Source organism: Methanomassiliicoccus sp. (assembly GCA_012719175.1).
In the GTDB taxonomy this organism is placed as follows: Archaea; Thermoplasmatota; Thermoplasmata; order Methanomassiliicoccales; family Methanomassiliicoccaceae; genus UBA6.
Genome location: JAAYAX010000013.1, coordinates 177,395 through 204,186, shown reverse-complemented (window position 1 = coordinate 204,186; position 26,792 = coordinate 177,395). Strand labels below are relative to the sequence as shown.

20 protein-coding genes, 1 tRNA gene and 1 other annotated feature are annotated in these 26,792 nt (G+C 52.8%); of the genes, 12 read left to right on the top strand and 9 right to left on the bottom strand.

The genetic code is table 11. The features are described 5' to 3' along the window. Nucleotides 1–4: 4 nt before the first annotated feature. Nucleotides 5–2,638: a sequence feature (possible 23S ribosomal RNA but does not have good blast hits on one or both of the ends), on the bottom strand. Nucleotides 2,639–3,231: 593 nt separating this feature from the next. Together sucD and GXX95_10370 are read right to left on the bottom strand one after the other, a co-directional pair. After that, on the bottom strand, nucleotides 3,232–4,095 hold the full coding sequence (gene sucD / locus GXX95_10375) for a succinate--CoA ligase subunit alpha (GenBank protein NLT38544.1): 864 nt from the start codon (nucleotides 4,093–4,095) through the stop codon (nucleotides 3,232–3,234). After that, the gene (locus GXX95_10370) at nucleotides 4,092–5,192 is read right to left on the bottom strand and encodes a succinate--CoA ligase subunit beta (GenBank protein NLT38543.1); all 1,101 of its coding nucleotides are present in this window, start codon (nucleotides 5,190–5,192) and stop codon (nucleotides 4,092–4,094) included. The genes sucD and GXX95_10370 overlap by 4 nt, the downstream gene beginning before the upstream one ends. Before the next feature lie 161 nt (nucleotides 5,193–5,353). Between GXX95_10370 and GXX95_10365 the strand changes: the two genes are divergently transcribed. The 4 genes from GXX95_10365 to GXX95_10350 all read left to right on the top strand — a co-directional run bounded on the left by GXX95_10365 (nucleotide 5,354) and on the right by GXX95_10350 (nucleotide 7,927). Then, nucleotides 5,354–6,016: an MBL fold metallo-hydrolase gene (locus GXX95_10365; protein ID NLT38542.1), complete on the top strand. Its 663-nt coding sequence runs from the start codon at nucleotides 5,354–5,356 to the stop codon at nucleotides 6,014–6,016. 21 nt (nucleotides 6,017–6,037) lie between these two features. After that, the gene (locus GXX95_10360; protein NLT38541.1) at nucleotides 6,038–6,676 is read left to right on the top strand and encodes a threonylcarbamoyl-AMP synthase; all 639 of its coding nucleotides are present in this window, start codon (nucleotides 6,038–6,040) and stop codon (nucleotides 6,674–6,676) included. Further along, complete coding sequence (locus tag GXX95_10355) at nucleotides 6,669–7,556, top strand: type II methionyl aminopeptidase (GenBank protein NLT38540.1); 888 nt, start codon at nucleotides 6,669–6,671, stop codon at nucleotides 7,554–7,556. The genes GXX95_10360 and GXX95_10355 overlap by 8 nt, the downstream gene beginning before the upstream one ends. 261 nt (nucleotides 7,557–7,817) lie before the next feature. Continuing rightward, a tRNA-Leu gene (locus tag GXX95_10350) sits at nucleotides 7,818–7,927 on the top strand. 249 nt (nucleotides 7,928–8,176) lie between these two features. Here GXX95_10350 and GXX95_10345 read toward each other — a convergent pair. Further along, on the bottom strand, nucleotides 8,177–8,917 hold the full coding sequence (locus tag GXX95_10345; GenBank protein NLT38539.1) for a hypothetical protein: 741 nt from the start codon (nucleotides 8,915–8,917) through the stop codon (nucleotides 8,177–8,179). Nucleotides 8,918–9,689: 772 nt separating this feature from the next. Here GXX95_10345 and GXX95_10340 point away from each other — a divergent pair. Next, nucleotides 9,690–11,810, top strand: a complete 2,121-nt coding sequence (locus GXX95_10340; GenBank protein NLT38538.1) for a fibronectin type III domain-containing protein — start codon at nucleotides 9,690–9,692, stop codon at nucleotides 11,808–11,810. A gap of 164 nt (nucleotides 11,811–11,974) precedes the next feature. Then, nucleotides 11,975–12,232 (top strand): hypothetical protein, encoded by a 258-nt coding sequence (locus tag GXX95_10335; protein ID NLT38537.1) that lies wholly within the window; start codon nucleotides 11,975–11,977, stop codon nucleotides 12,230–12,232. 125 nt (nucleotides 12,233–12,357) lie between these two features. Here the strand turns inward: GXX95_10335 and GXX95_10330 are convergent, their stop codons facing one another. The 3 genes from GXX95_10330 to GXX95_10320 form a co-directional block, all read right to left on the bottom strand. Next, nucleotides 12,358–13,122, bottom strand: coding sequence for a hypothetical protein (locus GXX95_10330; protein ID NLT38536.1), 765 nt, complete (start codon nucleotides 13,120–13,122; stop codon nucleotides 12,358–12,360). 206 nt (nucleotides 13,123–13,328) lie between these two features. Then, nucleotides 13,329–13,652, bottom strand: a complete 324-nt coding sequence (locus tag GXX95_10325) for a Rieske 2Fe-2S domain-containing protein (protein NLT38535.1) — start codon at nucleotides 13,650–13,652, stop codon at nucleotides 13,329–13,331. 177 nt (nucleotides 13,653–13,829) lie between these two features. Further along, nucleotides 13,830–14,765: a prenyltransferase gene (locus tag GXX95_10320; protein ID NLT38534.1), complete on the bottom strand. Its 936-nt coding sequence runs from the start codon at nucleotides 14,763–14,765 to the stop codon at nucleotides 13,830–13,832. 202 nt (nucleotides 14,766–14,967) lie between these two features. On the opposite strand from GXX95_10320, the gene GXX95_10315 reads away from it, so the two are divergent. Together GXX95_10315 and GXX95_10310 are read left to right on the top strand one after the other, a co-directional pair. Further along, nucleotides 14,968–15,525: a flavin reductase family protein gene (locus tag GXX95_10315; protein ID NLT38533.1), complete on the top strand. Its 558-nt coding sequence runs from the start codon at nucleotides 14,968–14,970 to the stop codon at nucleotides 15,523–15,525. Nucleotides 15,526–15,945: 420 nt separating this feature from the next. Next, a complete protein-coding gene (locus GXX95_10310; GenBank protein ID NLT38532.1) occupies nucleotides 15,946–16,797 on the top strand; it encodes a hypothetical protein in 852 nt (283 codons plus the stop codon). Nucleotides 16,798–16,978: 181 nt separating this feature from the next. Here the strand turns inward: GXX95_10310 and GXX95_10305 are convergent, their stop codons facing one another. Together GXX95_10305 and GXX95_10300 are read right to left on the bottom strand one after the other, a co-directional pair. Continuing rightward, nucleotides 16,979–17,290: an SHOCT domain-containing protein gene (locus GXX95_10305; protein NLT38531.1), complete on the bottom strand. Its 312-nt coding sequence runs from the start codon at nucleotides 17,288–17,290 to the stop codon at nucleotides 16,979–16,981. Beyond that, nucleotides 17,287–17,736, bottom strand: coding sequence for a DUF1269 domain-containing protein (locus GXX95_10300; GenBank protein ID NLT38530.1), 450 nt, complete (start codon nucleotides 17,734–17,736; stop codon nucleotides 17,287–17,289). The genes GXX95_10305 and GXX95_10300 overlap by 4 nt, the downstream gene beginning before the upstream one ends. Before the next feature lie 510 nt (nucleotides 17,737–18,246). On the opposite strand from GXX95_10300, the gene GXX95_10295 reads away from it, so the two are divergent. The 4 genes from GXX95_10295 to GXX95_10280 all read left to right on the top strand — a co-directional run bounded on the left by GXX95_10295 (nucleotide 18,247) and on the right by GXX95_10280 (nucleotide 24,466). After that, entirely contained in the window at nucleotides 18,247–19,491 is a 1,245-nt protein-coding gene (locus GXX95_10295; GenBank protein ID NLT38529.1) for a hypothetical protein, read from the top strand. A 411-nt stretch (nucleotides 19,492–19,902) separates the two neighbouring features. Continuing rightward, nucleotides 19,903–21,012, top strand: coding sequence for a glycerol dehydrogenase (locus GXX95_10290; GenBank protein NLT38528.1), 1,110 nt, complete (start codon nucleotides 19,903–19,905; stop codon nucleotides 21,010–21,012). Between the two features lie 245 nt (nucleotides 21,013–21,257). Further along, nucleotides 21,258–23,057, top strand: a complete 1,800-nt coding sequence (locus GXX95_10285; protein ID NLT38527.1) for a hypothetical protein — start codon at nucleotides 21,258–21,260, stop codon at nucleotides 23,055–23,057. A 641-nt stretch (nucleotides 23,058–23,698) separates the two neighbouring features. Then, nucleotides 23,699–24,466: a glycerol-3-phosphate acyltransferase gene (locus GXX95_10280; protein ID NLT38526.1), complete on the top strand. Its 768-nt coding sequence runs from the start codon at nucleotides 23,699–23,701 to the stop codon at nucleotides 24,464–24,466. On the opposite strand, the gene GXX95_10275 is transcribed toward GXX95_10280, so the two are convergent. Beyond that, nucleotides 24,423–26,729: a hypothetical protein gene (locus tag GXX95_10275; protein NLT38525.1), complete on the bottom strand. Its 2,307-nt coding sequence runs from the start codon at nucleotides 26,727–26,729 to the stop codon at nucleotides 24,423–24,425. The two genes, GXX95_10280 and GXX95_10275, sit on opposite strands and share 44 nt — an antisense overlap. Nucleotides 26,730–26,792: the final 63 nt, after the last annotated feature.

Genomic DNA, 26,792 nt, shown 5'->3' with positions numbered 1-26,792 from the left:
CAAAAAGCAACAAACCTGTCTCACGACGGTCTAAACCCAGCTCACGATCCCTTTTAATGGGCGAACAACCCCACCCTTGGCAGCTGCTGCACCGCCAGGATAGGGAGAGCCGACAGCGAAGTAGCAAACCGCTAGGTCGATATGAACTCTTGCTAGCGACGACTCAGTTATCCCCAGGGTAACTTTTCTGTTATCACTCGCCCCCATTCAGAAGGCTGAGTGGTTCGCTAAGCCCTACTTTCGTATCGCGGATTGTTATTGTCCTAACCCGCGTCAAGCCAGCTTTTACCTTTGCATTCAACGGCAGATTTCTGACCTGCCTGAGCTGACCATTGGGCGCGCTTGTTATCTTTTTGAGCGCGTGGCGCCCCACCCAAACTGCCTACCTATAGCTGTCCTCCCGAAGGAGTAAGTGATACGAGTCCCGAAGGGCAGTGTTTCATTGTTGTCTCGGAAATTGCCTAGCGGCAATCCCTGGTAACGACTCCTGCCTACCCTACACATCGGGGCTCGTACCACAACAACAGGTTGCAGTAAAGCTCCATGGGGTCTTCGCTTTCAGGTGGAAGATACCGGATTGTGCGCCGGTACTATCAGTTTCACCGGCTTCGAAGCGGGGACAGTAGAGCTCTCGTTGGGCCTTCATGCGAGTCGCCAATTAAGCGACAAGGTATTACGCTACCTTAAGAGGGTCATAGTTACCCCCGCCGTTTAACGGTCCTTCGCTCAGTTGAACCCGAGGTTCAGATACCGTCACTGGGCAGGCTTCAGCCACAATACAAATCCTTTCGGACTAGCTGTGACCTGTGTTTTTATTAAACAGTCGGAGCTCCCTTGTTACTGAGACCAGCAATCTTCATTGCTGGCACCCCTTATACCGAAGGTACGGGGCTAATTTGCCGAATTCCCTCGCTACGATTACGCCGACACGCCTTAGGCTTCTCACCTAGGGGCACCTGTGTCAGTTCTTGGTACGAACATGACAAACTAAACTAACGAGATTTTCATTGACACCGGGAATCGATCGAAGCGGACCTTCGTCCGCCTACTCGCGCATTCACCAACTTCTCACCATTACGGTTCTCCGAAGGCTTAGACGCTTGAACAGGTTGACACCCCTGCTCGATCTATCCGGATGTGTCTCCCGTTAGGCAATGAATGCCATGGCACAGGAATATTAACCTGTTTCCCTTTTGACAATTTCGATTAAGTATTGTCTTAGGATCGGCTAACCCTCGGCTGACGAACATTGCCGAGGAACCCTGGCCCCTGCGGCGGAATGGATTCTCACCATTCTTTGCTGCTACTCCTACCAGCATCCTTATACGAGCACGGTCCACTTGACCTCACGGCCAAACTTCTACCCATGCACGTCACCTCTCTACCAGATCACCTTGCGGTGCTCTAGGGTATCGGTAACCGGCTTTAGACCCGTCCATCTTCCTGGCCCATAATCTCGACCGGTGAGCTGTTACGCTTTCTTTGAAGGATGGCTGCTTCTAAGCCCACCTCCCGGTTGTCTTAGACTACGGACTCAGTTTCATGTTTCACTTAACCGGTATTTAGGGACCTTAACCCTAGGCTGGATTCATTTCCTTATGGACCCCAAGCTTACCCCAGAGGCCCTCAATCCCAGCGTCTACGACGATCGCAGGTTCGGAGTTCAACAAAGAGCCGACCGGTTTCCCGGCCTAAGCCCCTGATTGGTCGCTCTACCCCACAATCTATCTCGGCTGAGGTCTTGCTGCGACAAGTTTCGAGAGGAACCAGCTATTTCCAGTTTAGATTGGCCTTTCACCCCTATACGCAGGTCATCAGAATGATTTGCACATCAATACCTGTTCGGTCCTCCACCCCCCTTTCGAGGGGCTTCAACCTGCCCACGCATAGATCAACTGGCTTCGGGTATCCCACCAGTGACTCCAGGCGAGCGCACCTCGCACCTCGCACCTTGCGGTGTTGCGTGCTTGTTGGTTTCCCTGTGACTCCGGTTTTCAAAACCTTAGTCTCGCCACTGATCAGAACTCGCTGGCCCGTTATTCAAAACGGATAACAAAACGTTGCTCCACTCTTTCGAGCTTCTTCGCTTTAACGCCATGTCTGGTTATAGTCGGATGGTTTCAGGCTCTTTTTACCTCCCGTCAAGGGTACTTTTCAGCTTTCACTCGCGCTACTACTGCACTATCGGTCTCGAGACGTATTTAGAGTTGGAGATGAATGTTCCCCAGCTTCACGCGCGATATCCAACGCACGTTACTCCGGAACACCAAAACTCATCTTTCTGGATTATCCCTAAAGGACTGTCACCCTCTTTGGTGTGCCTTTCCAGGCAACTTCGGGTTGTCCAGTGAAGATGTATCTGGGTCCACTACACCACAACTCCCTCACATTTCTATGAGGGATTCGGTTTGCTCTGTGCCGCGTTCGATCGCCTTTACTGACGGCATCTCGGTGATTTCTTTTCCTGCGGGTACTAGGATGTTTCGATCCCCCGCGTTCCCGTTGATTACTCAACATTCCGAAGAATAGGAAGTCCCATTCGGCGGTCACCGGATCATAGTATTCTTGCAACTACCCGGTGCATATCGCAGCTTGACACGACCTTCATCGGCGCTCGAGCCGAGCCATTCCCCATACGACGTAGCATGCCGCTACTTGTGTCGGCTTAACACACGTCCGAATTGCATATGATCGGTATTCATCAAACGCAGGACCTCTTCCATAATCCTGTCCGTTCTCCACCACTTCCCCGAAAAGGAGCACTTTCCGGGTGCATCAGAGTGATACTGCCTGGCCGATAATTGACTTCGGCCGCAGCTCCCCTTCATGCTCGAAGGGGTATATATAGGTTGCTTTCCTCGCAAACCATACAGCCCGAATCATTTTTCAGGTCCGGGCTTTCCCACCAAAGCGCTTATTGTATATAAGCATTTTGCAGGGGGGCTTGCACCCGCATGATCCGTTTCCGGGTCATGCCAGACATATAGGTCAGCGCCTATGCCTGAGACATCATTTCCGTTTCAGGCTTTCCCAGCTAAGTCGCTGTCCTATTTAAGGCTTTCTTAACCTGTTTACCGCCATATATTCGCCGTCCAACTAGCGGACGGCTCTCTGGCAAGTGGATACATAGCTTGGTGCTCGGACATATAACTTTTCAAAATGGTCACAAAAAAACAGCAATACGTTCTCTAGCATTACCTCATTAGATATTCACATAATATAATGAAGAGGTCATCGGCGCCGGACGTCCGTCAATAGCCTGGCGATCTCTGAAGGCCTCTCGGCCACACGGACCCCGGCCGCTCTCAGGGCTTCCGCCTTACTACGGGCTGAGCCCCGGCCCTGGGAGATGATCGCCCCCGCATGCCCCATCTTCCTACCAGGCGGCGCTGTACGGCCCGCGATATAGGCGACCACGGGTTTCTTTGTCTTAGCACTGATGTAACTGGCAGCCTCCTCCTCGGCCGTACCTCCTATCTCCCCTATGAGCACGATCTCGGAGGTTCGTTCGTCAGCCTCGAACAACCCTAGGGCGTCCACGAAGGACGTGCCGATGACCGGGTCCCCTCCAATGCCCAGGCATATGGATTGCCCCATCCCCGCCTCCGTAAGTGAGTTGACGACCTCATAGGTCAAAGTCCCGCTTCGGGACACCACCGCGGTGTTTCCCTCCCTGAAGATGCCGTTGGGCATGATGCCCACCTTCGCCGCGCCCGGCACCGTCACCCCGGGGCAGTTGGGGCCTATGACCCTGGCGTTCATGACCCTGGCGAACTGGATGACGGTCATGGCATCATGCACGGGCATCCCCTCGGTGACGATGACCACCAGCGGTACGCCCGCCTCCAACGCTTCCAGGGCGCTGTCCTTGGCCCAGGGCGCGGGTACGAACACCACGGACACGTCCACACCCTGGGAGCTGGCAGCCTCCCTCACCGACTCATACACTGGGACACCATCGACCGTCTCTCCTCCTTTACCGGGGGTCACTCCCGCGACCACTCTAGTGCCAAAGGCTCTCATGGCCTGAGCATGAAAGCGACCCTGGTGCCCGGTGATCCCCTGGACGATCACCCGGCTCCGGCCGTCGATCATGCGCTAGACCTCCAGGACACCGCGTCCGAGACCGCCGAACCTAGGTCCAGGTGGGCGCGGATGCCCCGCGACTCCAGCATGCTGCGGGCCAGCTCCTCGTTCACACCACGTATCCGCGCTACGATGAACGGCACCACTTCCAGCGAATCCATGGCCCCCAGGACCCCTTCGGCCACGGTATCGCAGCGGGTGATGCCCCCGAAGATGTTGACGAGGATGACGCTCACGCCGGAGCGGGACATCAGTTCGAACGCTTTCCTTATCTTCCTTGGATCGTCCGTTCCTCCCAGGTCCAGGAAGCCTCCCAGCGTTCCTCCCTGCGAGTCCACCTCGTCCAGGGTGGCCATGGTGAGCCCGGCGCCGTTGGCTATCACCCCAATATCTCCGTCCAGGCGCACGAAGCTCATCCTTTCCCGGCGTGCTTCGGCCTCCAGCACGTCCATCACCGGCAGGTCGCCGCCGATCTCCGGATGCCGGAATATCGCGTCGTCGTTCACCACTACCTTGGAGTCTGCGGCCACTAACCGTCCTTCGGTGGTTAGGACCAAGGGGTTCACCTCCACCAGCTCGCAGTCCGTTCTAATGAAAAGCTCCCAGAGGCCGCGCAGCATCTTTCCGAATTCTTCCACATGGCGAAGTGACAGGGAACGGCCGACCTCCCGTACGAGATGCTCCCCCACGCCCAGGAAGGGATGTATCGGCCACCGCCCCATTACATCCGGCGGTAAGGACTCCACCTCCACCCCGCCGACCGCGCCCGCCAGTAGGACAGGTATGCCTAGGGAGCGGTCGATGACGATGCTGAGGTACATCTCGCGCTCGATAGAGAGCACTTCCTCGGCCAGAAGCCCCTGTGGTCGGTATCCGGAGATCTCCAGGGAAAGTATCCGGATAGCCTCCCTCACCGCGTCCTCCGAGGTCGTCACCTTGGACACTCCGCCCGCCTTCCCCCGTCCTCCCACCGGGACCAAAGCTTTGAGAACCAGGGGCAGGGAGGCGCTACGCAACTCCTCCGGATCACTGTATCGTCTACCTCCAGGCACATCTATGCCATGCTCACGGAAAAGCTCCTTCCCCCGGTCCTCCAGAAGCATCATGTTATGTTCACATTAACGAAGCTCCCGACTGATATTCTTTCCCATGGTCCACTAGGCGGTTCTTGAGAACTAGGCATCTGGACGCCGATTCTCGCCCCCCGTTAAAAGAGAAAAATGCGCTATGTTCTCATATTAACATATTTTAGGAAAGACTAAATATTTTGTTCCTCTACGTAGCGAAGATGACCGTCCATATGCTGCCTGGGGCCGGTTTTGATTGCAACATTTTCATCGTCACCGGAGACAGGCCGCTGGTGGTGGACACAGGCTCAGGAACGAGGCATGCGCGCATCCTCGAGCGGATCACCAAGCTCCTCGGAGGAACGGCGGTAGAGGCGATAGTCCTCACCCATCGCCACTACGATCACACCGGCGGGGCGGCGGCGTTGTCACGAGACTTGAATGCACCTCTTTACGTGCACAGGGAGGATGCCGCCCCCGTAAGGGAGGGGTCCGTAAGGGGCACCGAGGCCCAGATGTTCGGCGGGAGGATGGAACCGGTTGACGTCAACGAACTGAGCGGAGGCGAGGTCTTCTCCACCGGGGAGCACGATCTCGAGGTCATCCACACGCCGGGCCACACCATTGGCGGCATCTGCCTCTACGACCGCGTCAAGAGGATACTTCTGTCCGGGGACACGGTGTTCGCCGGGGGAGTAGGACGCTGGGACCTGGCGACCGGGGACCATGGCCAGCTGGTAGCTTCGGTGAGAGGACTATCGCTCCTGGACCCGCTGGACCTGTATCCCGGCCATGGGCCCTGCGCCCTGGGCGATGGCGGCCAGCAAGTTAAAGACGCATTGACGTATCTAGGTGTCATTTAGGGAAGTTCAAGGGGGGAACAAATGAGAGTGATAAAGTGCGAGCAAAGGGATGGGACGGCCTTCATCCCTGAATCGGAGATAAAGAACATCGTCGCTGAGCTGTCCGCGGGACGGCTGATCGTGTACCCGACGGATACAGTATATGGGTTAGGTTGTGATCCCTTCGACGAGACGGCCGTCAAGAGGGCCTATATGGTCAAGAGGCGCCCCTTCGACATGCCCATGTCCATCGTGGTCAAGGACCTGCAGATGATGGAGGAACTCGCGGTGCTGGACGACCGGGCGCGCAAGCTGGTGCGCAAGTTCATGCCCGGCCCGCTCACGCTCATCGTTACTAAGAGGCCGGCGGTACCTGATATCTTGACAGCATCCAGCCAGGAGATAGGCATCCGCATCCCGGACCACCCCGTGGCGCTGAGGATCATAGAGGAGTTCGGGCCTATCATCACAACTTCCGCCAACGTCCACTCGCACAAGAACCCCCGGACGTGTGAGGACGCCATGGAGGATCTGGGTCCTTCCGTGAGCTTGTACCTGGATGCCGGCCCCGCCCCCATAGGCAGGCCGTCGACCATAGTCCAGTTCTCGGAGGGCGAGATAAATATGATCAGGCAGGGCGACATAGATGAGGATGATATCAGGGCGGCATTAGATGAATGAGGACGTTCTGGAGAAGATAAGGAGGGCCGGCGCGATATCGGGCGAGGCCCGCAAGCTGGGAGCGAGCCTTGTGGACGAAGGAGTGACCTTGCTGTCCGTGGCGGAGGAAGTGGAAGCTTTTATGATTAAGAAGGGCGCCCGGCCGGCGTTCCCCACGAACCTCAGCATTAACGATCAGGCCGCTCACTTCACGCCCCGATCGGACGACAAGCTGACGTTCAAGAAGGGGGACCTGGTGAAGGTCGACGTGGGCGCGCAGGTGGATGGATATATTGGAGATACGGCGCAGACGGTGGAGGTCCGCACCAGGAACTGGACCAACCTCATCAACGCCTCCGCCAAGGCCTTGGCCATGGCAGTGGAGACGGTGAGCGAAGGCGTGACAGTCGGGACCATCAGCGGGACCATCGAGAATGCGATAAAGAGCGAGGGCTTTTTGCCGGTGACCAACCTCACCGGTCACGGCATGGGCTGCTACAATCTGCATGCCGGTCTGACCATCGCCAACTATGATGACGGGAATCCCACCAAGATCAAGAAGGACATGATGATCGCCATCGAGCCGTTCGCCACCAACGGCGGGGGCGAGGTGCGGAACTCCAAGCCTGGAAACATCTACCGCATCCTGCGGGACCGGGAGGTCAAGGACGACGGGGCCATGAAGCTCATGAGCTTGATAAAAGAGAACTTCCACGGGCTTCCGTTCTGCGAGCGCTGGTGCACCGCCCTCGATCCCAAGGCGCAGCTGCACCTCAAGACGCTGGTGAGGCACGGCATTCTGTACGCTTACCCCATCCTCACGGAGATCAAGGGCGGGATGGTCTCGCAGACCGAGCATACCGTGGTCCTCAACGGCTACAAGGCCGAGGTCACCACATAAGAAGGGATAACAGGGGAGAGCGCCACTCCGTGATTACATTATGGGTGGTTCGAATCTGGAGGAAGTGGTGAGGCAATTTGGCGCTCTCCCCTGACCTGCTTTCACAGGTATATTTGAATTAGAATAATATTATAAATAAATTACTATTTTGTTTTAGAAATAAATTAAAGAAGGCAATGAGGACGCTAACTTTATCGAGAGGATGGGGCCTTCAGGCAGAAGGTAACATTTAAAAAGCCTTGGACAATAACGAGAGCCAAAGCGAGGGTAGCCAAGCCAGGTCAAAGATGACCTAGTCATCGGCCAAAGGCGACAGACTCAAGATCTGTTCCTGAAGAGGTTCGTCGGTTCAAATCCGGCCCCTCGCACCAATTGTTTTGGGGTAGTATACAATTACTCAATTTGTCGCCCCCCTGCCACAGAATAGTAAGATTCCATTGTTGATCAATTGTAGTACTAATTCTATCTAGATGGCAATAAAGAAGGAAAAAAATTGTAGATAAAGGGGGGCGTTAGAACTGGAGAAGGTACTACCATTTGTAGAGAGAAAATGCATCAGGTAAGATATAGTCAGACAGCCGTCTGAAAGAAGGACGAAAAATAAGGATATAAAAGGGTTTTTAGCTCACCTTCACCGTGTAGTTGGCATCGTCCGCGACGATGGCGAGATAGTACACGCCCTCGGGCGGATGGTACCACGGACCGAAATTCTCATCGGGCACGTTGCCGCCGAAGGTCATGGTCCTGGAGGTCACTCCGTCCAAATCAGGGTCGATGAACACCGCCCTGGTCTCTGTTGAGGCCATTATATAGCCATACCCGTCCCAGGACCACAGGTACACGGCGACGTGCCCCGCTCCGCTGTAGCTCAGCTCGAACTTCACCGAGGTGTTGTCCACGTTCCACATGCCCAGAGAGTACACCGCGTCGGTGCTCCCCTTGAACGTCTGCGGCAGTACACGGCCCTTGCCGCTCGGATGGATGACATCGACGGACCACTCGCCGGTGGCCGTTATCTTCAGGTGATAGTTGCCAGGTTCGATGTACCACGAGCCCTTGCCAGCGTGGTAGTCTGGCATGTCCGCGGTCCCTATGCACACGTCGGCGTGGTACGAACCGGTGCGGTCCTCTATCAGCGGGTAGCTTCCTCCCATTCCGTCACTGGATTGGAAATACACATCCAGCGGGGCATTGGAAGCCTGGTCCACCTGCACATGGAAGATGACAAAACCATCCACATAAAAAGACCCGGTGTAGCCGTTGCCCTTGCCGCTGTAGTCATGGGTCTCCGGTACGGTGACCGGCTCAGGTACCGGCGTTGGAGTCGGCTCAGGCACGGGCACGGGTGTAAATATGGGCACCGGAGTAGGCTTCGGGTCCGGTACCGGTATCGGCTCAGGTACGGGCCCTGGTTCGGGCTGGGTATCGTCTATATCGTTGTCGTTGGGAGTTGTATCGATAGGAGTTGGCGTAGGCTCCGGATTCGGAATAGTATCTGGCAATCCCGTAGTTTCATTCGTATTCTGGCTCTGATCATTGTCACCCTTCGGCAAGATGATATTCAATAATCCTGCTTCAATGGCAACCGCCCCTAGGGAAATTGTCAGCGCAATTGTGACTATTGTCACTAGCATTTTACTCTTACTATCCATTGTCCGCTACCCCCCTAATATCATCTTTTTGAATCCAAATTGGCGATGGAAAATCCCATAGGCGCTTTCCCAAGAGGCATTGTTATCAATGGATAAATCAATATTTAATTTTTATAAAATGATAAAAACTAACCGGTCCAGCCATACTTATTTACTAAAATGCAACAGCCGAGAGGTAAAAAAAATATATTATACATTATTCATGACAGATGTTGCATAATATATAACATTCATTTTTTGTCGCCCCTTGTCACATCGTAACCCGGTCATTATGTGGTCCGTTGAATAGTCACTTTTAACCGATAGCCAGATGGATATGGTCTGGAGACCACCATTGTGTTTTAAATTTCATCTAGGTCAATCTTTAGATTCTGAAAACAATATTAAAAGAACTGTTATCATTTTGAATAACGATACTGGTGTGGAAAATCCATCGAAATCATTTCAATGACGACTTAGGGATTAAGGTGAGGGGGTTTAGGTGAAGCTGATCCATAGGTGTGTTTCAATAGCGTTAGTACTAATTGTCATTTTGTCATTATGCATATCGATCGTTGTTTTTCTACCAGATGTTATTAAGGCTGAGCAGGATGGTGATTATTCTTTCACGGTTAGTGATGGCAATGCTACCATTACCGCATATACTGGAGATGGCGGAGTGATCACCATCCCGTCCACGCTAGGCGGTTATCCGGTCACCACCATCGGAACGTCTGCCTTCTCCTTGGGCTACTCTATAACCTCCCTGACCATACCGAACAGCGTCACAACCCTTGAGTATGAAGCTTTTTCGGGCTGCACCTCCCTAACCTCCGTGGTTATACCTGGCAGTGTCACGTCTATCTGGAGGGGTACGTTTATGGGCTGTCCCTCCCTGACCTCCGTAACACTCTCCGAGGGCGTTAGGTCCATACCTGATCAAATGTTCTATGGCTGCCATGCCCTAACTTCAGTGACTATCCCAAGTACAGTCGAATTGATAGGCGAATACGCATTCCTTGAATGCTCCTCCCTGACAACCTTAACTATCCCTGAAGGTGTTACTTCTATCCTTCCTTTCGCGTTTCAGTATAGCGGCCTTACCTCCTTAACCATCCCCGGAACCGTAGAAAGTGTAGGATGGTATGAATTCACTGATTGTTCCGCACTTACCTCTTTGACCTTTTCAGAGGGCTTCAAGTCCATCGGACCGCAGGAACCGTTCAGTGGGTGTACCTCTCTGACCACAGTAAATATCCCAAGCAGCCTCACGTCCATCTCCGCTTATGGGTTTCAAGGCTGCCCCTCCCTGACCTCGATAAACGTGGATGAGGATAACCCCGCATACACTAGCATCGATGGTGTGCTGTACGACAAGGCCGCTACCGAGTTGATATTGTGCCCGTGGGCCATGAAGAGCGCGACCATACCGGCCAGTGTTACCAGCATCGGCGAGTATGCGTTCGGGGAATGCAAGGCCCTGACCTCGATAACGTTCCTGGGTCTCGAGGCCCCGACCAATGTTGGTCCGGGCTGGATAAGTTCCACTCCAGCGGAGATCAGAGGTCATGCATACACCGCCTCGAATTTCCCTCCACCCGGGGGGGTTTGGAACGGTCTGACGATGGGCGATTATATCTCTGAAAAATCTGGATCTCCTACGGGACTTGTCGTCGATCCTGGGAACAATCAAGTGACCCTAAGATGGAACGCTCCGTTGAACACCGGGGGAGCGGAGATCGATCATTATATCATCTACATGAACGGCACAGATGTAGCTCATGTCGAAGGCACTATGAAAACCATCACCGGGCTAACGAACGGGGTTAGTTACGATTTCGCAGTGGCAGCTCATACAGTTGCTGGAACCGGTACAATGGGCGAGTCGGTAAGCGCAACGCCACGCGCTCCGCTAACATTAGTCCTTCCTCCAAATGCTCCTACGGATCTGACCGCCACGCCTGGTGACGGCCAAGTGCAGCTATTATGGACTGCACCAAATGATGATGGAGGATCACCCATAACCGGATACAATCTATCGTGGGCTCTGACCGTTGGTGGTCCTTACACATCATCTGTGGTCGACGGTACCAGCTATCTCCACGAAGGCCTGGAGAACGGGCGAACATACTACTACAAGGTAGCGGCCATTAACGCCATGGGCGAGAGCGAAATGACGGAAGTGGCCTCGGCCACGCCACTCGCAACAATTCAGCTTCCCTCTGCTCCTAATAAACTTGATGCCTCGGTCAACGACGGCACCGTTTCTTTAACCTGGACCTCTCCTGCGGATGGTAGTCAGATCTCATCTTACAAGATATATCGTGGTACCTCACCGGCAACTATTGGTCTGCTGACATCGATCTCAGGAACATCGTTCCTAGATACCAATGTCTTGAGCAACCAAACCTACTACTACCAGGTCAGTGCGGTGAGTGCTGCTGGTGAGGGAGAACGCAGTGCTGATGTTAGCGTAACCGTTCCAGCCAGCTCTGATAATGGCCAAGATCATTCACGCCCATTCCTTGACACCCTCGAAGGCCAGGTAGCAATTGTCGGATTGATTGCTGTTGCCGGTGTAGGAGCTGTGACCTATGCTGTATGGCGTCGGAGGCGGCCATAAAGGTATCTTGATTGCCAAATAGATAGGCGTACCATCAAGACTGTCACAAGTGACATAATAAGCCTAGCCAGATAGTTAAAATAGGTCGAGTTCCAATATTAATTCTGACCACTTTTTACTGAGCTACAAGTAGCCATAGCTCTGTAAGTGGGGGGGAGAGCATCATGCGGACACTATTCCTTTCAGGTCACGGCATCGACATGCGGGTGGAGAACGCCCATCTCATTATCAGGGATGGTCATGAATATGAGAGGGCGAAGCCATCGACTTACGAGCTAAAGCCGAAGTACGACGAGTACGATAACATAGTCATTTATGGGCACTCCGGAAACATCACATTGGAGGCTATCAATTGGCTGTCCAAACAAAATATTCAGCTAACGGTTCTGAACAGGGACGGCTGCCTGCATACACCGTGCTAACGGGTGACTATGGACATTTTATTGCTATCATTACTACCCTCGCACCAATTGTTTAGAGTAGTCTATTTTTAATGAGCGTCCAAACCTGATTATTTTTACTAAAGGCATCAAATGAAGATAGTCTCTTAGGTGCCTATGAGTCCCTTCATTTTCTCAAATATGTCCTGTGCATATACCATGCTCCCACAATATGGGCAACTAATATTGTTACCAGTCGAAGGGAGTGTTAATCCTGCACTGCAAGCAGGGCATTTAATCGTTTGAACTATTACACCTCCCTTTTCCATCTCTGCCTTCAAGAAAGAGAAGTCGAGTACGTATTGGACCCGGCTCCTCTTTTTCTCTCGTTCAATTTCTTGGTGTCTTTCCTGAGCATATTGATTTAACAGAAGTTGAACCTCTTCAGGTAAGGGTTTCCCCATACTTTGACCATTGGAATCTATTCTGCAAAGGTGCACTAGCCTCGTCTCTCCATGTTCATGACCGATTATTAATGCTGATGAAAATAAACCGTTCTTCGCACTGGCACCGGCCATATTCTCATAAGCTATCGTTTCAATCGCTGCATAGGATTTTTTAATCAGGCCAGATTCTTTTATGTAAAAAACTCGCTGATTTGAAGCAACGAGGTAGCCTGGATCATACACATCTTTATCACCCTGACGTGTATGTTCTCTTCGATATTTGCGGGCGGACCAAACTCCCAAGATGCCTTCTGTTGGTCTGAGGATTATTACTCCATTGAGTTCTGGTGGTAATGCCATAAATTTCGGGTTTGATTGAACATGTAAAATTTGTTTTTGATCGACTGATCCTGCGATTTGTTTACCACAATTGTAACAAAAAGTTGCTTGTTCGGCAACATGAGTAGTACAGTTAGGGCAGATCATATTATCTATTAAAAATGATATTATCTTATATAGACTCTACAATTTGATTCACTTGATTTGATATTATTTTCTATTCATTTAAGACTAAGAAAGACTCTTAGCCTATCATCCAAGTATATACTATGCTACTTACAAGCATGGTCATTTCTATATTCCTTATACCATCCTCGAACTACCTTTAAGTGACAGCAGTGATCGCCTCAACCTCAAATGTCCACGAACAGCTCCTCTCCGTCCTCGATCACCGGATACGCCCTCAGATCATGGGCCTTGCCGAACGGTACCCATGGCCCGTGCAGGACCTTCCCGGTGCGGACATCGTACTCGGAACCATGGCGGGGGCACTTCACCGTCGTTTCGTTGATGAGACGCCCCTCCCAGAGACGACCGCCCGCGTGCGTGCAGATCCCATCGATCGCATAGAACTTGCCAGAAACGTTGACCAGGACGAGCTTCTTCCCTTGAACGTCGACCCCGATCATCCCGCCCGGCTGGACCTCGGCCTTAGATCCGATCTTAACCCTCGCCATATAGACACCGTTCGTAGATTTGAGCACGCTCTATATGAACCTCTGGTGCTGGGAGAGATATGATCAGTACCCAGATGCGGAAAAATATGGCAAAGAAAAAGCTCCACGGATAGGTGATCGCTGTAGATGAAGTGGCAGATAATGTGAAGATGGACCGTAGCATCAAGTGATATCTGTCTAGGACGTTGTAGCAGCAATACCAATGAAGACAAGGACCAAGCCGATCAAACTGGAAAAGTTCAATTTGACCTGAGAGAGAACCTTATTCCGTTGTCGTAGATCTCGAACGGCCCCATATGTCGCTATCGTCAAGGGAATCAGAGAAAAGAACACCAGGGGCCAGATGTCGATGGTCGAACCTAAGACGCCCGAATATGCGATAGAAATGAGCAATGCCGTCGCCAGTACCGTAGCGAAGAGAGCGACCTTAGTGCCAATTTCCAGACCATGATCGAGTAGCAGGTTCTCCCTACCGGCTAGTCTGTCCGACTCGATGTCCGGCATCTCCACCGTCACGATGAAGAAAAGCCCGTAGCAGAAGAGGGGGAGGGCGAGGATCATGAACCACACATCGATCGTCCCGGACGCCACAAAATATCCCATTCCTGGCATGACGAGCCCCACGGCGATGACAGTGGAGATCTCCCCCAGACCGCGGTAAGCGAGTCGAAGAGGCGGGGCATTATAGAACCACCCGAGCAGTGCTCCCAGAACGGCGAAGATCAGGAAGGACGGAGGATACGAATAATACAAGGTGAACACTGTGGCGGTGACCATCGAGGCGGCGAGCAACAAGACTGCAACCATCAGAGCTAGATGAGCCATCTCGGGGTGTTCGACGAGGACCCCGCTGCCGCCGGACATGGGCGTACGTTGAGATAGTCTGTCCCCTTCCTGATCGAAGTAGTCGTTGCTGAAATGCATGGAGATGTGTGAGAACAGGAAGATGGCGTAACCGAAGACAAGAACGGTTAGTTCAACAATAGCTCCGTTGACGATCGCGAGCAGAGCTCCGAGCGTGTAAAGCATGATGCCTGTGACCAGGAAGTGCGGCCTTGCTAACCGAAATAGTAGTCGCGCCTTCGTGAATGTCTTCGAGCCTATCTCCGTCAACGAATCGGTTTGGCCACCTACGATATATTAACGTTTCAAAAATGCCCCATGATGAATTCCAGGTTATCTGTACAAGATCGAAAAGAAGTAGGATGTTACGAGCAGCCTCGTTCCTCCTATGGGAACGCGCGGCAACGTACTAAACGCCTCGATATCTGTTAAATAATCGCGGCGCCGATGCTCTTCTCATCGTGGTGATCATTTGGACAAGGTATCCTTTGCGTTCAAACCGCACATGACGGTCATGCCGGCGGTGCTGGTCGGTGCCAATGTCGAGGGGAAGCCGAACTACATGACCGTGGCGTGGACGGGCGTCGCGTGCATGGACCCCCCCATGATCTCCATCGCCATCAACACATCGAGGTATACTGAGAAGGGGATCATCGAGAACGGGACGTTCAGCATCAACATACCATCCACTAGGAACGTGGTAGAGATGGACTACTGCGGGATATCCTCCGGCAGCAAGGTCGACAAGCAAGCGATGTTCGAGACCTTCTACGGAAAGCTGGAGACCGCTCCGCTGATCAGTGAGTTCCCGGTAAACATCGAATGCGAGCTGCGTCACACCCTGGAGCTGGGGAGCCACAACCTCCACATAGGAGAGGTCGTCGACGTACTCATGTCCAAGGACTGTATGACCGATGGGAAACCTGATCCCAGGAAGATCGACCCCATCGTCTACTCCGGCTACAACTATTATCGTCTGGGAGAGGTCGTGGGGAAGGCCTACACGAGCGGCAAGGAGCGGAAGAAGTAGATCGCAACGGAGCGGTGGTGATCACGATCATCAATGGTGGTCGGAGAGGGAGAGTGCGTGAGAACATTATTCCTGTCCGGCCACGGCCTCGACATGCGGTTCGAGAACGCCCACCTTTTCACATTGATGGGCGTCACATCGAGAACTGGCGCGACAACGTCTCCATATGGCCTCATACAAAAAATTCAAGAGAGCAATGATAAACAACCAACCATCCAAAACTAGCTCGCTTCAATGAAATTATTGGACATTACACTTGTTCAGCGATCTCCCTTTTTTCTCTCCCCCGATGATCAGCAGGCGGCAAGAGCCATTGTCGATGCCGAATATCACTAACTCCAAAAGCACGAACTGCGATATTCCTTGTTAGGTAAGAAAAGCGATCGGAGATGCATGGTGCTTACCGGGTGATGATGTCAGATGGCCGTTGAGGAAAAGATCAAACAAAGAAACCCGAACCTTGCCCTGGCTATCGCCCTGGTCTCGATCTTGTCGGTGATCAATTCCTTCCTCGCCTTTATCATCATCGATCCTTACGTTCGAGATGTGATCAACATCATCACCCTTTATCTCAGCTTCTTCTTCGTCCTAAATCTGATATATCGTTTAATCGTGGCTGATTCGAAGGCCCATTATCTGATACACGAATGGGGATGGGTGGACCTTTTGGCATGCATTCCATTCATCCAGATCTCGTGGTTGTTTAGGGGGTTAAGGGCATATCTGACCCTCCACCACCTCCGATTCGACCGTGTCAGGGAAGACGTGAAGAGGGAGGGTGCCGAATTCACCCTGTTCATCGCGGTATTCCTGGTGATCGTTATCCTGGAGACCTGTGCAGTTTCGATAATGTACTTTGAAGGCCGGTCCTCAGATCCCATCATCAAGTCAGCACAGGACGCACTGTGGTGGGCCTATGTGACCATATCATCAGTAGGCTACGGAGATATGTATCCTACGACCGCTGGCGGACGCTTCGTGGGAATAGTGCTCATGACCACTGGTGTTGGCATCTACGCCACGATAGCGGGGTATTTTGCCCATCGGTTGATCTATCGCAGGGCTACGGTGAGGACCGAAGGATCCGTCATTACAACAGAGGACAATTTAAGATTATGCGATTTGGATAAAAGGTTACAGGATCTTGAGGACAAGGAGGAGAAAATACTTGACAGGCTGGAGCGCATCGAACATCTCCTGCGGGCGAACAATGCTGACACGCCTGCGGGCGAGCCCGATGACCCAGTCCTCAGAGATCGGAAAAACTTGTGATGTCTGTCCTGATCGGTGAAAGTGCTGAATAAGCGCTCACCCCGATGAGGGATCGACCCGACTCTACTTGCCAACCCTGATAGGATATAAGCTCAGCTATAGGCGCTGAACTTCTTTCAATTCTCTAACCGGTTCGCCCCATCAAAAGGCGGCCGGCCGAGCGCTTTTTTACATTAACCCCTCAGCCCGACAGCAACTTCTTCTTGGCTGCGGCGAACTCCTCATCGCTCAATATGCCCTGAGCGTGCAGGTTAGCAAGGTTCTGAAGCTGTGCGGTGAGGTCTCCTCCTGCAGCGGATGGTCCGGTTGGTGCAGGCGATGGCACGGGGGCAGGAGCGGATGCCTGCTGTGCTTGTGCCTGGGCATCCTGAGCACCCTTCTCGTACGCCTGTTGCTGGGCCTGTTTGGCCTGCTCTTGTGCGGCCACTTGCTGCTGGGCCTTGGACTGTCCTGCCTTCATTCCAATCAATAGTGCGACTCCTCTTCCTCTCATCTGATTACCTCCTCAGTGATCCGTTCTTTCATAGCCTCTACCACTATATCATGAGGAATGCGACCCTGGGCGAGGACCTGTGCGCCGGCATCCATGGCCGCCCCCTTAAGCCTCACAGCCCAAAGGTTCTCAAAGAGCATCGCTACCCCTGAGGTGTTTAACGGTAGCCCATCGGCGATCGATTCAATGTCGTCCAACGACAGCCATTCCTTGAGATTGTGGGAGAAGCACTTGAACGAATCTCCCACCTCACCGCCAAGGTTCCTGATCTCCATAGTACCCACGTTACCCTCCCCATCCTTGGTGATGAAGATGAGATCGATCACCCTGATGATGCCATCCTTTTCCAGCTTGGACAATTCTGGCGCGATCTTACCGTTGAATTGGTTCCCCGGAAACATCACTACCAAGTAATCGATAGGACCTATTAGCTCAGACTGCTTCACTTCAGACCTATGAATCCCCCCTTAAATTTTCTAAATTGATACTAAGTGAGCTCCCGTTCTATATAGCTGTTGCAGAGCGCCCCATCTCACTAAGCTCTGGTGTCCATTCGAATAAAGACAACGACCAGTCGCAGATCTTGCATTGGCACGGAACGAAACATATCATCGCCTATAAAAAATGAAAAAAGGCGTCCCACTCCTCGTGTGCACCTCCTTTTCCAACAACACCTGTACCCACAGCAGAACGAATCTCCCCGCTTGATGGTCTTTCATCCCCTGATGCTCCGTACAATGGACATCATGGTAAAAATTCAAACGACCACGTCTAAACAATGCTGAGATAGCGAGAGATATGTATGGACAGGCCCAGAATGTAACGGACCTATAGCCCCGATTTTCTTCACCTTATTATACTGCCACTTGACATCATTCGCTTGGTATGGGAGAGCTATGAAGGGACGGGTGATGCTAGCTGTGATCAGCATAGCGTTTTTGATGCTGATGACAACAATGCCAATGCTAGGCGAAGGTAACATGCCCCTTCCAGCTCCGGTCGGTGCCTCGGCCTCGTTGGCTGGTGATAGTATCAATTTAACCTGGAACGCTCCTTCCACCTCGGCCGGCATGATAAATCAGACCGGCTGTGACTCATCATTCGTCATGATGTCCGCCATCAATGGCTCCTTCACCCTAGTGTATCCAACTATTATGATTAACCTAAAAGGTGGAGGGAACAATATTGCGTTCTCCGAATGGATCGCGAAGCACTCCGATGTGGCCATGGCCTCGAGGAAGATCACCGTGAGTGAGGCTCAGAATGCGAGTTTGGTCGGCCTTAACGTTACCGAGATCAAGGTGGCGGTGGAGAGCAGTGCCGTTATTGTACACCCGGGGACGGGCATCACTGAACTTACTGCGGACCAGCTGAAAGCTTTATACAACGGCAGCGTGGTCAACTGGAAGGATGTGGGCGGCAACGATCTGGCGGTACAGCCTTTCATGCCTGGACCGGGCGGGCCGCCCTACCTGTTCTTCAACAATTCGTTGATGGTAGGAAGCGTCTTCTCACCTTCTGTTCAATTCGTGAACGACAGTTTGACCTGTGCCGGTGAGGTTGCTGGCTCCATCGGTGGTGTAGGTATCATCCGCACTGGCTACCTGGAAAGAACGTCTGGAGTTGACATTGTGAGCGTTCGCTCTACACCAGATAGCCCAGCTATTTCGCCACTCGACTACGCAGCCGCCTATAATTCCTCCTACCGACTGGCCAGGAACTACTATCTCTACATCAACGGTGCTCCCACTGGGGTCTTAGGGACATGGGTCGATTATGTGCTTAGCTCAGAAAGGGGACAGAGGATCGCCGAGGAGAATGGCTTCCTGCCGCTGACGTCCGAAGATCTCGTCTCTTCTCGTGCAAAGATCGATAGCACATCGGCCATTTCTATCACAGAATACCGGATCTACCGAAGCAGCCCCGGAAGCACGAACCGTACATACTCAACCTCATCCCTGGGATTCATTGACAGCAATGTGACGGCCGGAGAAAGCTATACCTATCAGGTGAGCGCGGTCTTCGCTTCTGGAGAGGGGAGCCAGAGCGAACCGCTTACAATTACTTTGCCCGATTCCGGTGGGTCGACCTCATCTGATAAGCCGGTGGACTACACCGTTCCGATCATCCTGTTCGTTGGATTGGGGGCCGTTATCGGTACGGGGGCGATATTATTTTTTAGGAGGAAGGCCGGACCTTGATCTGGGACCGATCCCCCCTTTCAGATCGGCATTCCCATAGGCCATCCAGTACTGACAGTTAAAGCTGCGGCTCCCATTACTGTCGTATTTCTCCCCGACACTAAAACCATTCGACGGCCTGGTGATGCCTAATTGCCAGAACATATTGAGCGATTTTTTCGACCATCCCCTGGGGATCTTGGTACTTCTACCAACTCATCAATCGCTCCTGAGAAGGTCGATAGAGTGTATCTTTTTTTATATAATTTTTACAAAAGAAAGAATAAAAGGCCCCTTAAATGGTTCTTGTTTTGTCCTATCACTCTTCACTCTGAATGGATGACGATGAATAATCGTACGATCAGTCGTCCCATTCAAGTCATTGAACGACCATTCTATCTCCAAAAAATATGACTTTCGTTGGAGGTCCGTATGCTCAGGAAGGCAGTCTTTCCCGGAAAATATGTCCAAGGTGTCGGAGCCATCAATGAATTGCCTGCACTGATCAAATTGCTGGGTACTCGTAGTGCGATATTGGTCTCTCCCTCGGTGATCGAGAAGGCGCTTCCTAAGTGCAACCTGGACCTGGAGTCTCAGGGCCACCGGATAGAGCTATTCCGTGGTGAGTGTTGCGAGGAGGAGCTGGACCGATTGCTTTCCGTCGTAGACCAATCGCATTCAGATGTGATCGTGGGCATGGGAGGTGGAAAGACCATCGACACGGCCAAGATAGTCGCCGATCGCGCTGAAGTCCCCGTGATCATCGTTCCTACGATCGCTTCTACTGACGCACCATGCAGTGGTTGCGCAGTGCTGTATACAAAGGATGGTATCTTCGATTCGGTATGCTACCAGAGAGCGAACCCCGCGGCGGTGTTGGTCGACCTCAGTATAATAGCTGAGGCGCCGACACGCTTCTTAGTGTCAGGGATGGGCGATGCCCTGTCCACCTGGTTCGAGGCCAGATCATGCCACCTCACAAAGTCACCGAACGAGTGCGGTGGGCTCAGCACGATGGCAGGGCTCCATCTCGCGAAACTTTGCTATGAAACGCTGTTGACGTATGGAGTGGCGGCCATGACCGCTAACGACGACCGGATCGTCAACACGGCTCTTGACCATATCGTGGAAGCCAACACCTTATTGAGCGGGTTGGGGTTCGAGAGCGCGGGATTGGCATCCGCACACTCCATCCATAACGGCCTGACCGCGTTGATCGAAACGCACTCATTCTTCCACGGTGAAAAGGTCGCCTTTGGCGTACTGAGCGGGCTTCAGCTCACCGATGCAGATGCGGAGGAGATCGATGCCGTTCACTCGTTCTGCGAGTCGATCGGATTGCCCACCACGCTGGACGATATCGGCCTGAGGGACGTGAGCCGGGAGAGGTTGATGATTGCCGCGGAAAAGGCTTGTGCCCCGGGGCAACCCATACATCACGAGGCCGGCATCGTCACCCCGGAACGCGTCCTTGATGCCATGCTCGCAGCGGATGCCATGGGCAGGGTACGGAGAGGCGAGAAAGGCCATCGACATGAATGACCTGCTGATGATACCCGCAGCAGTATGCGACAGTTACGGCCTGCAGGCCGTCCTCTGACTGTCTTTGATAAAAAAATCTCTAGTAGAAAGTTTTTAATCGCCTGGCGATCGAGCCGTTGGCAGCGTTCTGCCAGATAATGTTCGTTTTGGTTAGGTTGTATTACCATACCGTTCAAATAATTCATTCTTGGTCTGTATAATAGCTTATTTGAGGACCGTTCCTCGAGGAGTCCGGAGGAGTTCGTGTGGGGTGGCGTCGAGTAAGCGTGAGCTTGACATTGTCAATAATAATGGTCCTAGCGGCAGGTATGGTCATTATCATTTCCACGTCTGGAGCGGTCCAGGCAGCTGATGCGGACAATCCGACCATCCAGGTAATAGATTCTTTGGGTCATGTCGGTCGGTCCTGTTCCATCGCACTAGACTCCCACGATCACGTTCATGTCAGCTTCTATGACGACACCAATGATGCCCTCAGGTACGCCAACAATCTGGGAGGACCTTGGGCTACCTGGACCATCGACAGTGGTGGAAATGTCGGAACTTACTCTTCCATCGCGCTAGACTCCCAGGATGATGTACACATCAGTTATTATGACTCGACAAATAGTGACCTGAAATACGCTATCAACATAGGTGGCGTTTGGAGCAACCAGGCCCTCGATGGAACAGATATTGTCGGCCTTGAGACCTCGATCGCTATCAGCCCTCTGGACCAAGTTCACATCAGCTATAATGACTATTCGAATGGAGACCTCAAGTATGCTACTGACGCAGATGGTCCCTGGATGGAATGGACCATCGACAGTACGGGAACGGTCGGTGGAGAGTCCTCCATCACCGTGGACTCCCAGGGCCATATACACATCAGCTATTGGGATGATACGAACGACGATCTCAAGTACGCCACCAATGCAGGTGGAGCCTGGAGCACACATGTAATTGACGGGGCGGGAGCTGCCGGCCGGTTCTCCTCCATCACCGTGGACTCCCAGGACAACGTTCACATCAGCTACTATGATTATGCCGATCATGATCTAAAGTACGCCACCAACTCTGGTGGGGCTTGGAGCATCCAGACCGTAGATAGTGGAGGGGATGTAGGTTTACTAACCTCCATCGCCGTGGATTCTCAGGATCGGGTACACATATGCTATTACGATAATGACTACGCCAACCTAAAGTACGCCACCGTCTCAGGCAATTCTTGGAGCTCCTGGACCATCGACAGCGTAGGGAAAGTCGGAAGTGATTCCTCCATCGCCGTAGACTCTCAGGATCGGGTACACATATGCTATTATGATTATTCGAATGGCGACCTCAAGTATGCTACCTTCACATCGGATGTAGCGACCCCTCCAGGGCCTCCGACCGGTCTGAACACAATACCGGGCAACGGTCAGGTCCAGTTGAGTTGGATAGCTCCGACCAATGAGGGGGGAGAGCCTGTCACCGGATACAAGGTATATTGGAGCTTTGTCCAGGGCGGCGCTTTCACCGCGATCGCCGTCACTGGCACGAGCTTCCTGCACACTGGGCTGGAGAACGGAAAGACCATCTATTACAAGGTCGCGGCGATCAACCAGGTGGGAGAGAGCGTAGTTACTGACCCCGTCTCGGCTACACCAGCGTCTATCTCACACCTACCGTCAGCTCCTCGGAACCTTGGGGCGACGGTTAATAACTTGACGATCGAGCTAACCTGGGATACGCCTAGCAGCAGCGGAGGTTCGATCATCACCGGGTACAAAATATTCAGAGGATCAAATGTGAACGAGAAGAACAACATCGCCACCATTACCGGAACGTCGTACTTGGACAGCGGTCTCGAGGAAGGTGTAAAATATTATTACTCGGTCGCTGCGGTCAATGGCAATGGTGAGGGGCAATCCGCCGGCCCGATAGAAGCAATGATCGCGGACGGTACAAGGACAACGGACCCATCGGGCCTACCACTTGAGTACATTTTCGCTGGCGGCCTTGTGTTAGCAGGGGTGGCGGCATTAGTGGCAATCCTCGTGTTGAGGAAGAGGTCTGCACCTTAGGACGAGACACTTTTCCCACCCACTAACACCATTTATTCACAAACCGTTCTTCATGCTAATTTTCATATAATTACCAAACGGCCGGCTATTCAGGAAAAGCAATACAGTAGACGTCGCGCTGTGATGGGAAATCTTATGACGGTAGCTGTTGCCTCTGAATGATCGCTCTAGAGCAGCAGCATTTCTCGCAAAAGTCCCAAGACATCGAATAGATAGTTAAATTCCTTGTAGCCATTCGGGTGAAGTGGCTTCAATATTTTTGTCGATGAGATAACCGAGGGAACAAGCAATCTGGACTCTGTATCCAAACTAGATCCAACGGACCACTTCATATCGAGACCCCAAGAACAATTTGAACATGGATGTCTTCATTAACACCAAGTCTTTGTGACGGGTATCGGTCTGGCTTGTGATCCGATAACAGAACCGATCCTGGACCAATGAAGAATTATAGAATTTGTAACATATTATATTATTTAGCCATTTACACCTGACATGGTTATTCGAGCATTTTCTATCACCACACTTTAACATTGTACTCGAAAACACATTCGAACGACAGTTAAATATTTATCTTGTTGTCAATAAGAATATACACACTTTCCATCGGATATGGCGGTTTGTTTTACGGGGCGATGCTGGTGAACGAAAGCACAACAATAGAGGATGGCGAAGGTAGATCGATCATTTCCGGGTTCGTGCTCACCACGCCCATGAAGGCAGCGATCATCCTGGTAACGCTTGCGTTCCTGATGCTTACAGCCACATCCGACGGCCAGAGGTACGGCCCTATACTTTTCTATCTCTATGGCTCCCTGCCCTTTGCCTACATCCTCACATATCTGAAGACGGGCAAGCGGATCTACGAGGAGAACTCCACCAACGTCGGTGTGGCCAATTCCTACAACACCGCAGGGATGCTCGTGGGGACGCTGACGGTGATGGGAGAGATATCGAAGGGCCTCCTACCCTTGCTGGTATCCTATCTGTTCTTCGGGTACTCCTTGGAAGTTTCCGCCTACTTCCTGATAGGGTCCCTACTGGGTACCAATTTCTCGATATTCCTCAAGCTCAAGGGAGGCATGGGAACGACCATGATGCTGTGGTCCTTCCTGTTCCTATCCCCCTTCCTCCTGTTGGCGATCCTTGCACTGATGGTGATCTGCCTTAAGCTCATGAAGAAGACCTACCACGTGGCCCCCTTCGTGTATGCTCTGGCCCCCTTACTGGCCCTGGTCATCGACGGACGCTTGACGATCGTCCTCCTAGCCCTGTATGTCGCCGCTCTCTACATAATCAAGTTCAGGCCGGAGATGGACGACTTCAGATACGGCCATGGGAACATTCTTTCCAAGGGGAGGAAGTCTAAGGATCTACCGCCTCAGGATCAAGATACACCAGGCCCTTGAAGCCGTCCACGATGACCGTGGCCCCGTTCTGCAGGGACATGGCATGGGGGACAGAGACCACGGACGGAATGCCGTACTCCCTCGCCAGTATGGAACAATGGGAGAGGACCCCTCCCGACTCGGACACCACCGCCGAAGCTTTAGCGATGATGCTGCTCCAGCTCACGTCGGAAAACGGTATCACGACGACGTCGCCATCCGAAACCGAGCCGAAATCGGAGGCATCCCTCACCACCTTGATGCGTCCCCGATAGTAACCTTTGGAAGTGGCCAAGCCCTTCAGGACCCTAGCCTCGGGGCTGATGGGCGGAGGTGCCTCCTCCCCGTAGATGACCTCTGGAAGTGCTATGTTGGCCGATCTCTCCATCTCCTCTTTCCTGAATGCAACGATGCTATGAAGGTCCTTGCCTCCTTCCCTCAGCGCACTGCGCAATTCATCCAGATACAGGAAGAACACATCCTCCCGAGAATCGATCGAACCACGGTCACGTATCCTAGTCCCCAGCTCGAGGAACAGGGGCCGGAACATACCATAGCCCAGTGCGTATGAGGAGCTCATTCGCTCCTTCAGTAGGGAATAGCGTGAGGCCCTGCTGGCCATGCCGCTTATGAACAGCCTGCTCATCGGCGATGCATCGATATCGCTCAACTTCCTGCGTTCCAAGCGCCTCCGGCCGTTCGTGGTGTTGTGGTCCATCAACATTATATCAAGAGGCTGCTCGCGCCAGGAGGGTCGGGTGAAGTCGTTCCCGCTCTCACTAATATGGCCGAACCTTACCATGAACAAATCCCATTCTTGGAGGAACCTTTCGCTCCCCTCCATGCCCGCCAGCCCCGCAGCTCCCTTTTCCTCGAAGACCTCCCTGAGGGAGGGTGGCATTTCCATGTACTTATCGCGGAGGGAACGGAGGCTGCTGTTCGGATAATAGCTCATCTGCTCCTGCTGGAGCTTGTTCCATTCCACCTCCTCTAAACTGACACCACCTCTCTCCATCGACCTCTTCAATAGGCCTGTGAACATCGCGGATAGTACCATTGTTATGATGTTTCGATACGCCGCCTCCTGGTTTATGCGCATCAATACCTCGTACCGATCAAGCAGCGTCTCATCGCTCATTGTAGTAAGATCATCCGCCATCATCGTATGGCAGGTCCGTTCGTGGGAGGAGATGAACCTTTCAGTCTTTCCAGGCCAGCCCAGCTTCCCGATGGCGAACCACGCTATTGAAGGAAGACGGGCCAGTGCCTGCGGTGTCATTCGCATCTTCATTCCATTGCCCATTCCTTCCAGGGTCAATCTCTCTAGGGAGTCGGGAGGAAGCCCCAGCGACTCCCATATCTTCCCGATCTCCCCCATGTTGAAGTACACCCGATAATAGAACATCCTGCTGAGGGTGAAGGGTTCCAGGTCCTTGCGGCCGGACAACTGGCGAAAGATCTTGATCCATGCGCCGTTCAGAAGAGGTATGTTGACGGACCATACCAGCGGATGTATCGCCCCTGGAAGCATCTCCTTGGACATCCGATTGGAGTAGATGTTCACAGAGCTCCTGGTGGTGACCGGTCTGACCTGTAACCACCACAGGCGTTCCCCATCATAGGCCCATTCGATATCAACATCCATCTTAAGGCGATCGGCGATGCGTCCAGTCCCTTTCCTGATCTCATCGATCAGATCCGCAGGGACCTCCCCTCCATATAGGTTTAGGGGGTCTTGGCCCTGCTGCACCAACGGCTCACCGGATCCCTTGACCGCCTCTATGACCGCCTTTTTACGCCCCGTCACCGGATCACGGCTGAAAGAAACCCCGGAGAGGACCGAATCCACCATCTGTTGGACGAGGACCCCCATCTTCACGTTCAACCCTCCATCACCGCCTCTTTGAGAGTAGATGGATACGCGTGGCGACTCCGCCGAGGCCCATGTAGCCTCGATCGCTCTGACCAGGTCATCCAGGCCCCTGACACCGAGGGTGGAGGTGAACAGGCCCGCATAGGACGATTCCTGCCGGTCCTCCACATCGGCGCTGGACCTGACCGCCCAGTACCCTGAGTCCAGGTCCTTCAGCTCCTCACGGAGCCGGCGGAGGGCCGCCTCCCTATCGGCCTTGTACACCTCATGAGCACGATAGGTCAAAGCCCAGGTCGCCGGGACGTTGAAACCGAGCCTGTTGAGGTCAGCTAATCCTCTGGCCTTCGTTCCCGCTACCTGCCGGTACTGGACCGATGAACTGCTTACCAACCACGGCTCGGCTGACCCCAAATGGACAGAACTCCCTAGAAAATTGATTATTTGAGGTCTATGAATATATAATCTTTCTTTTTT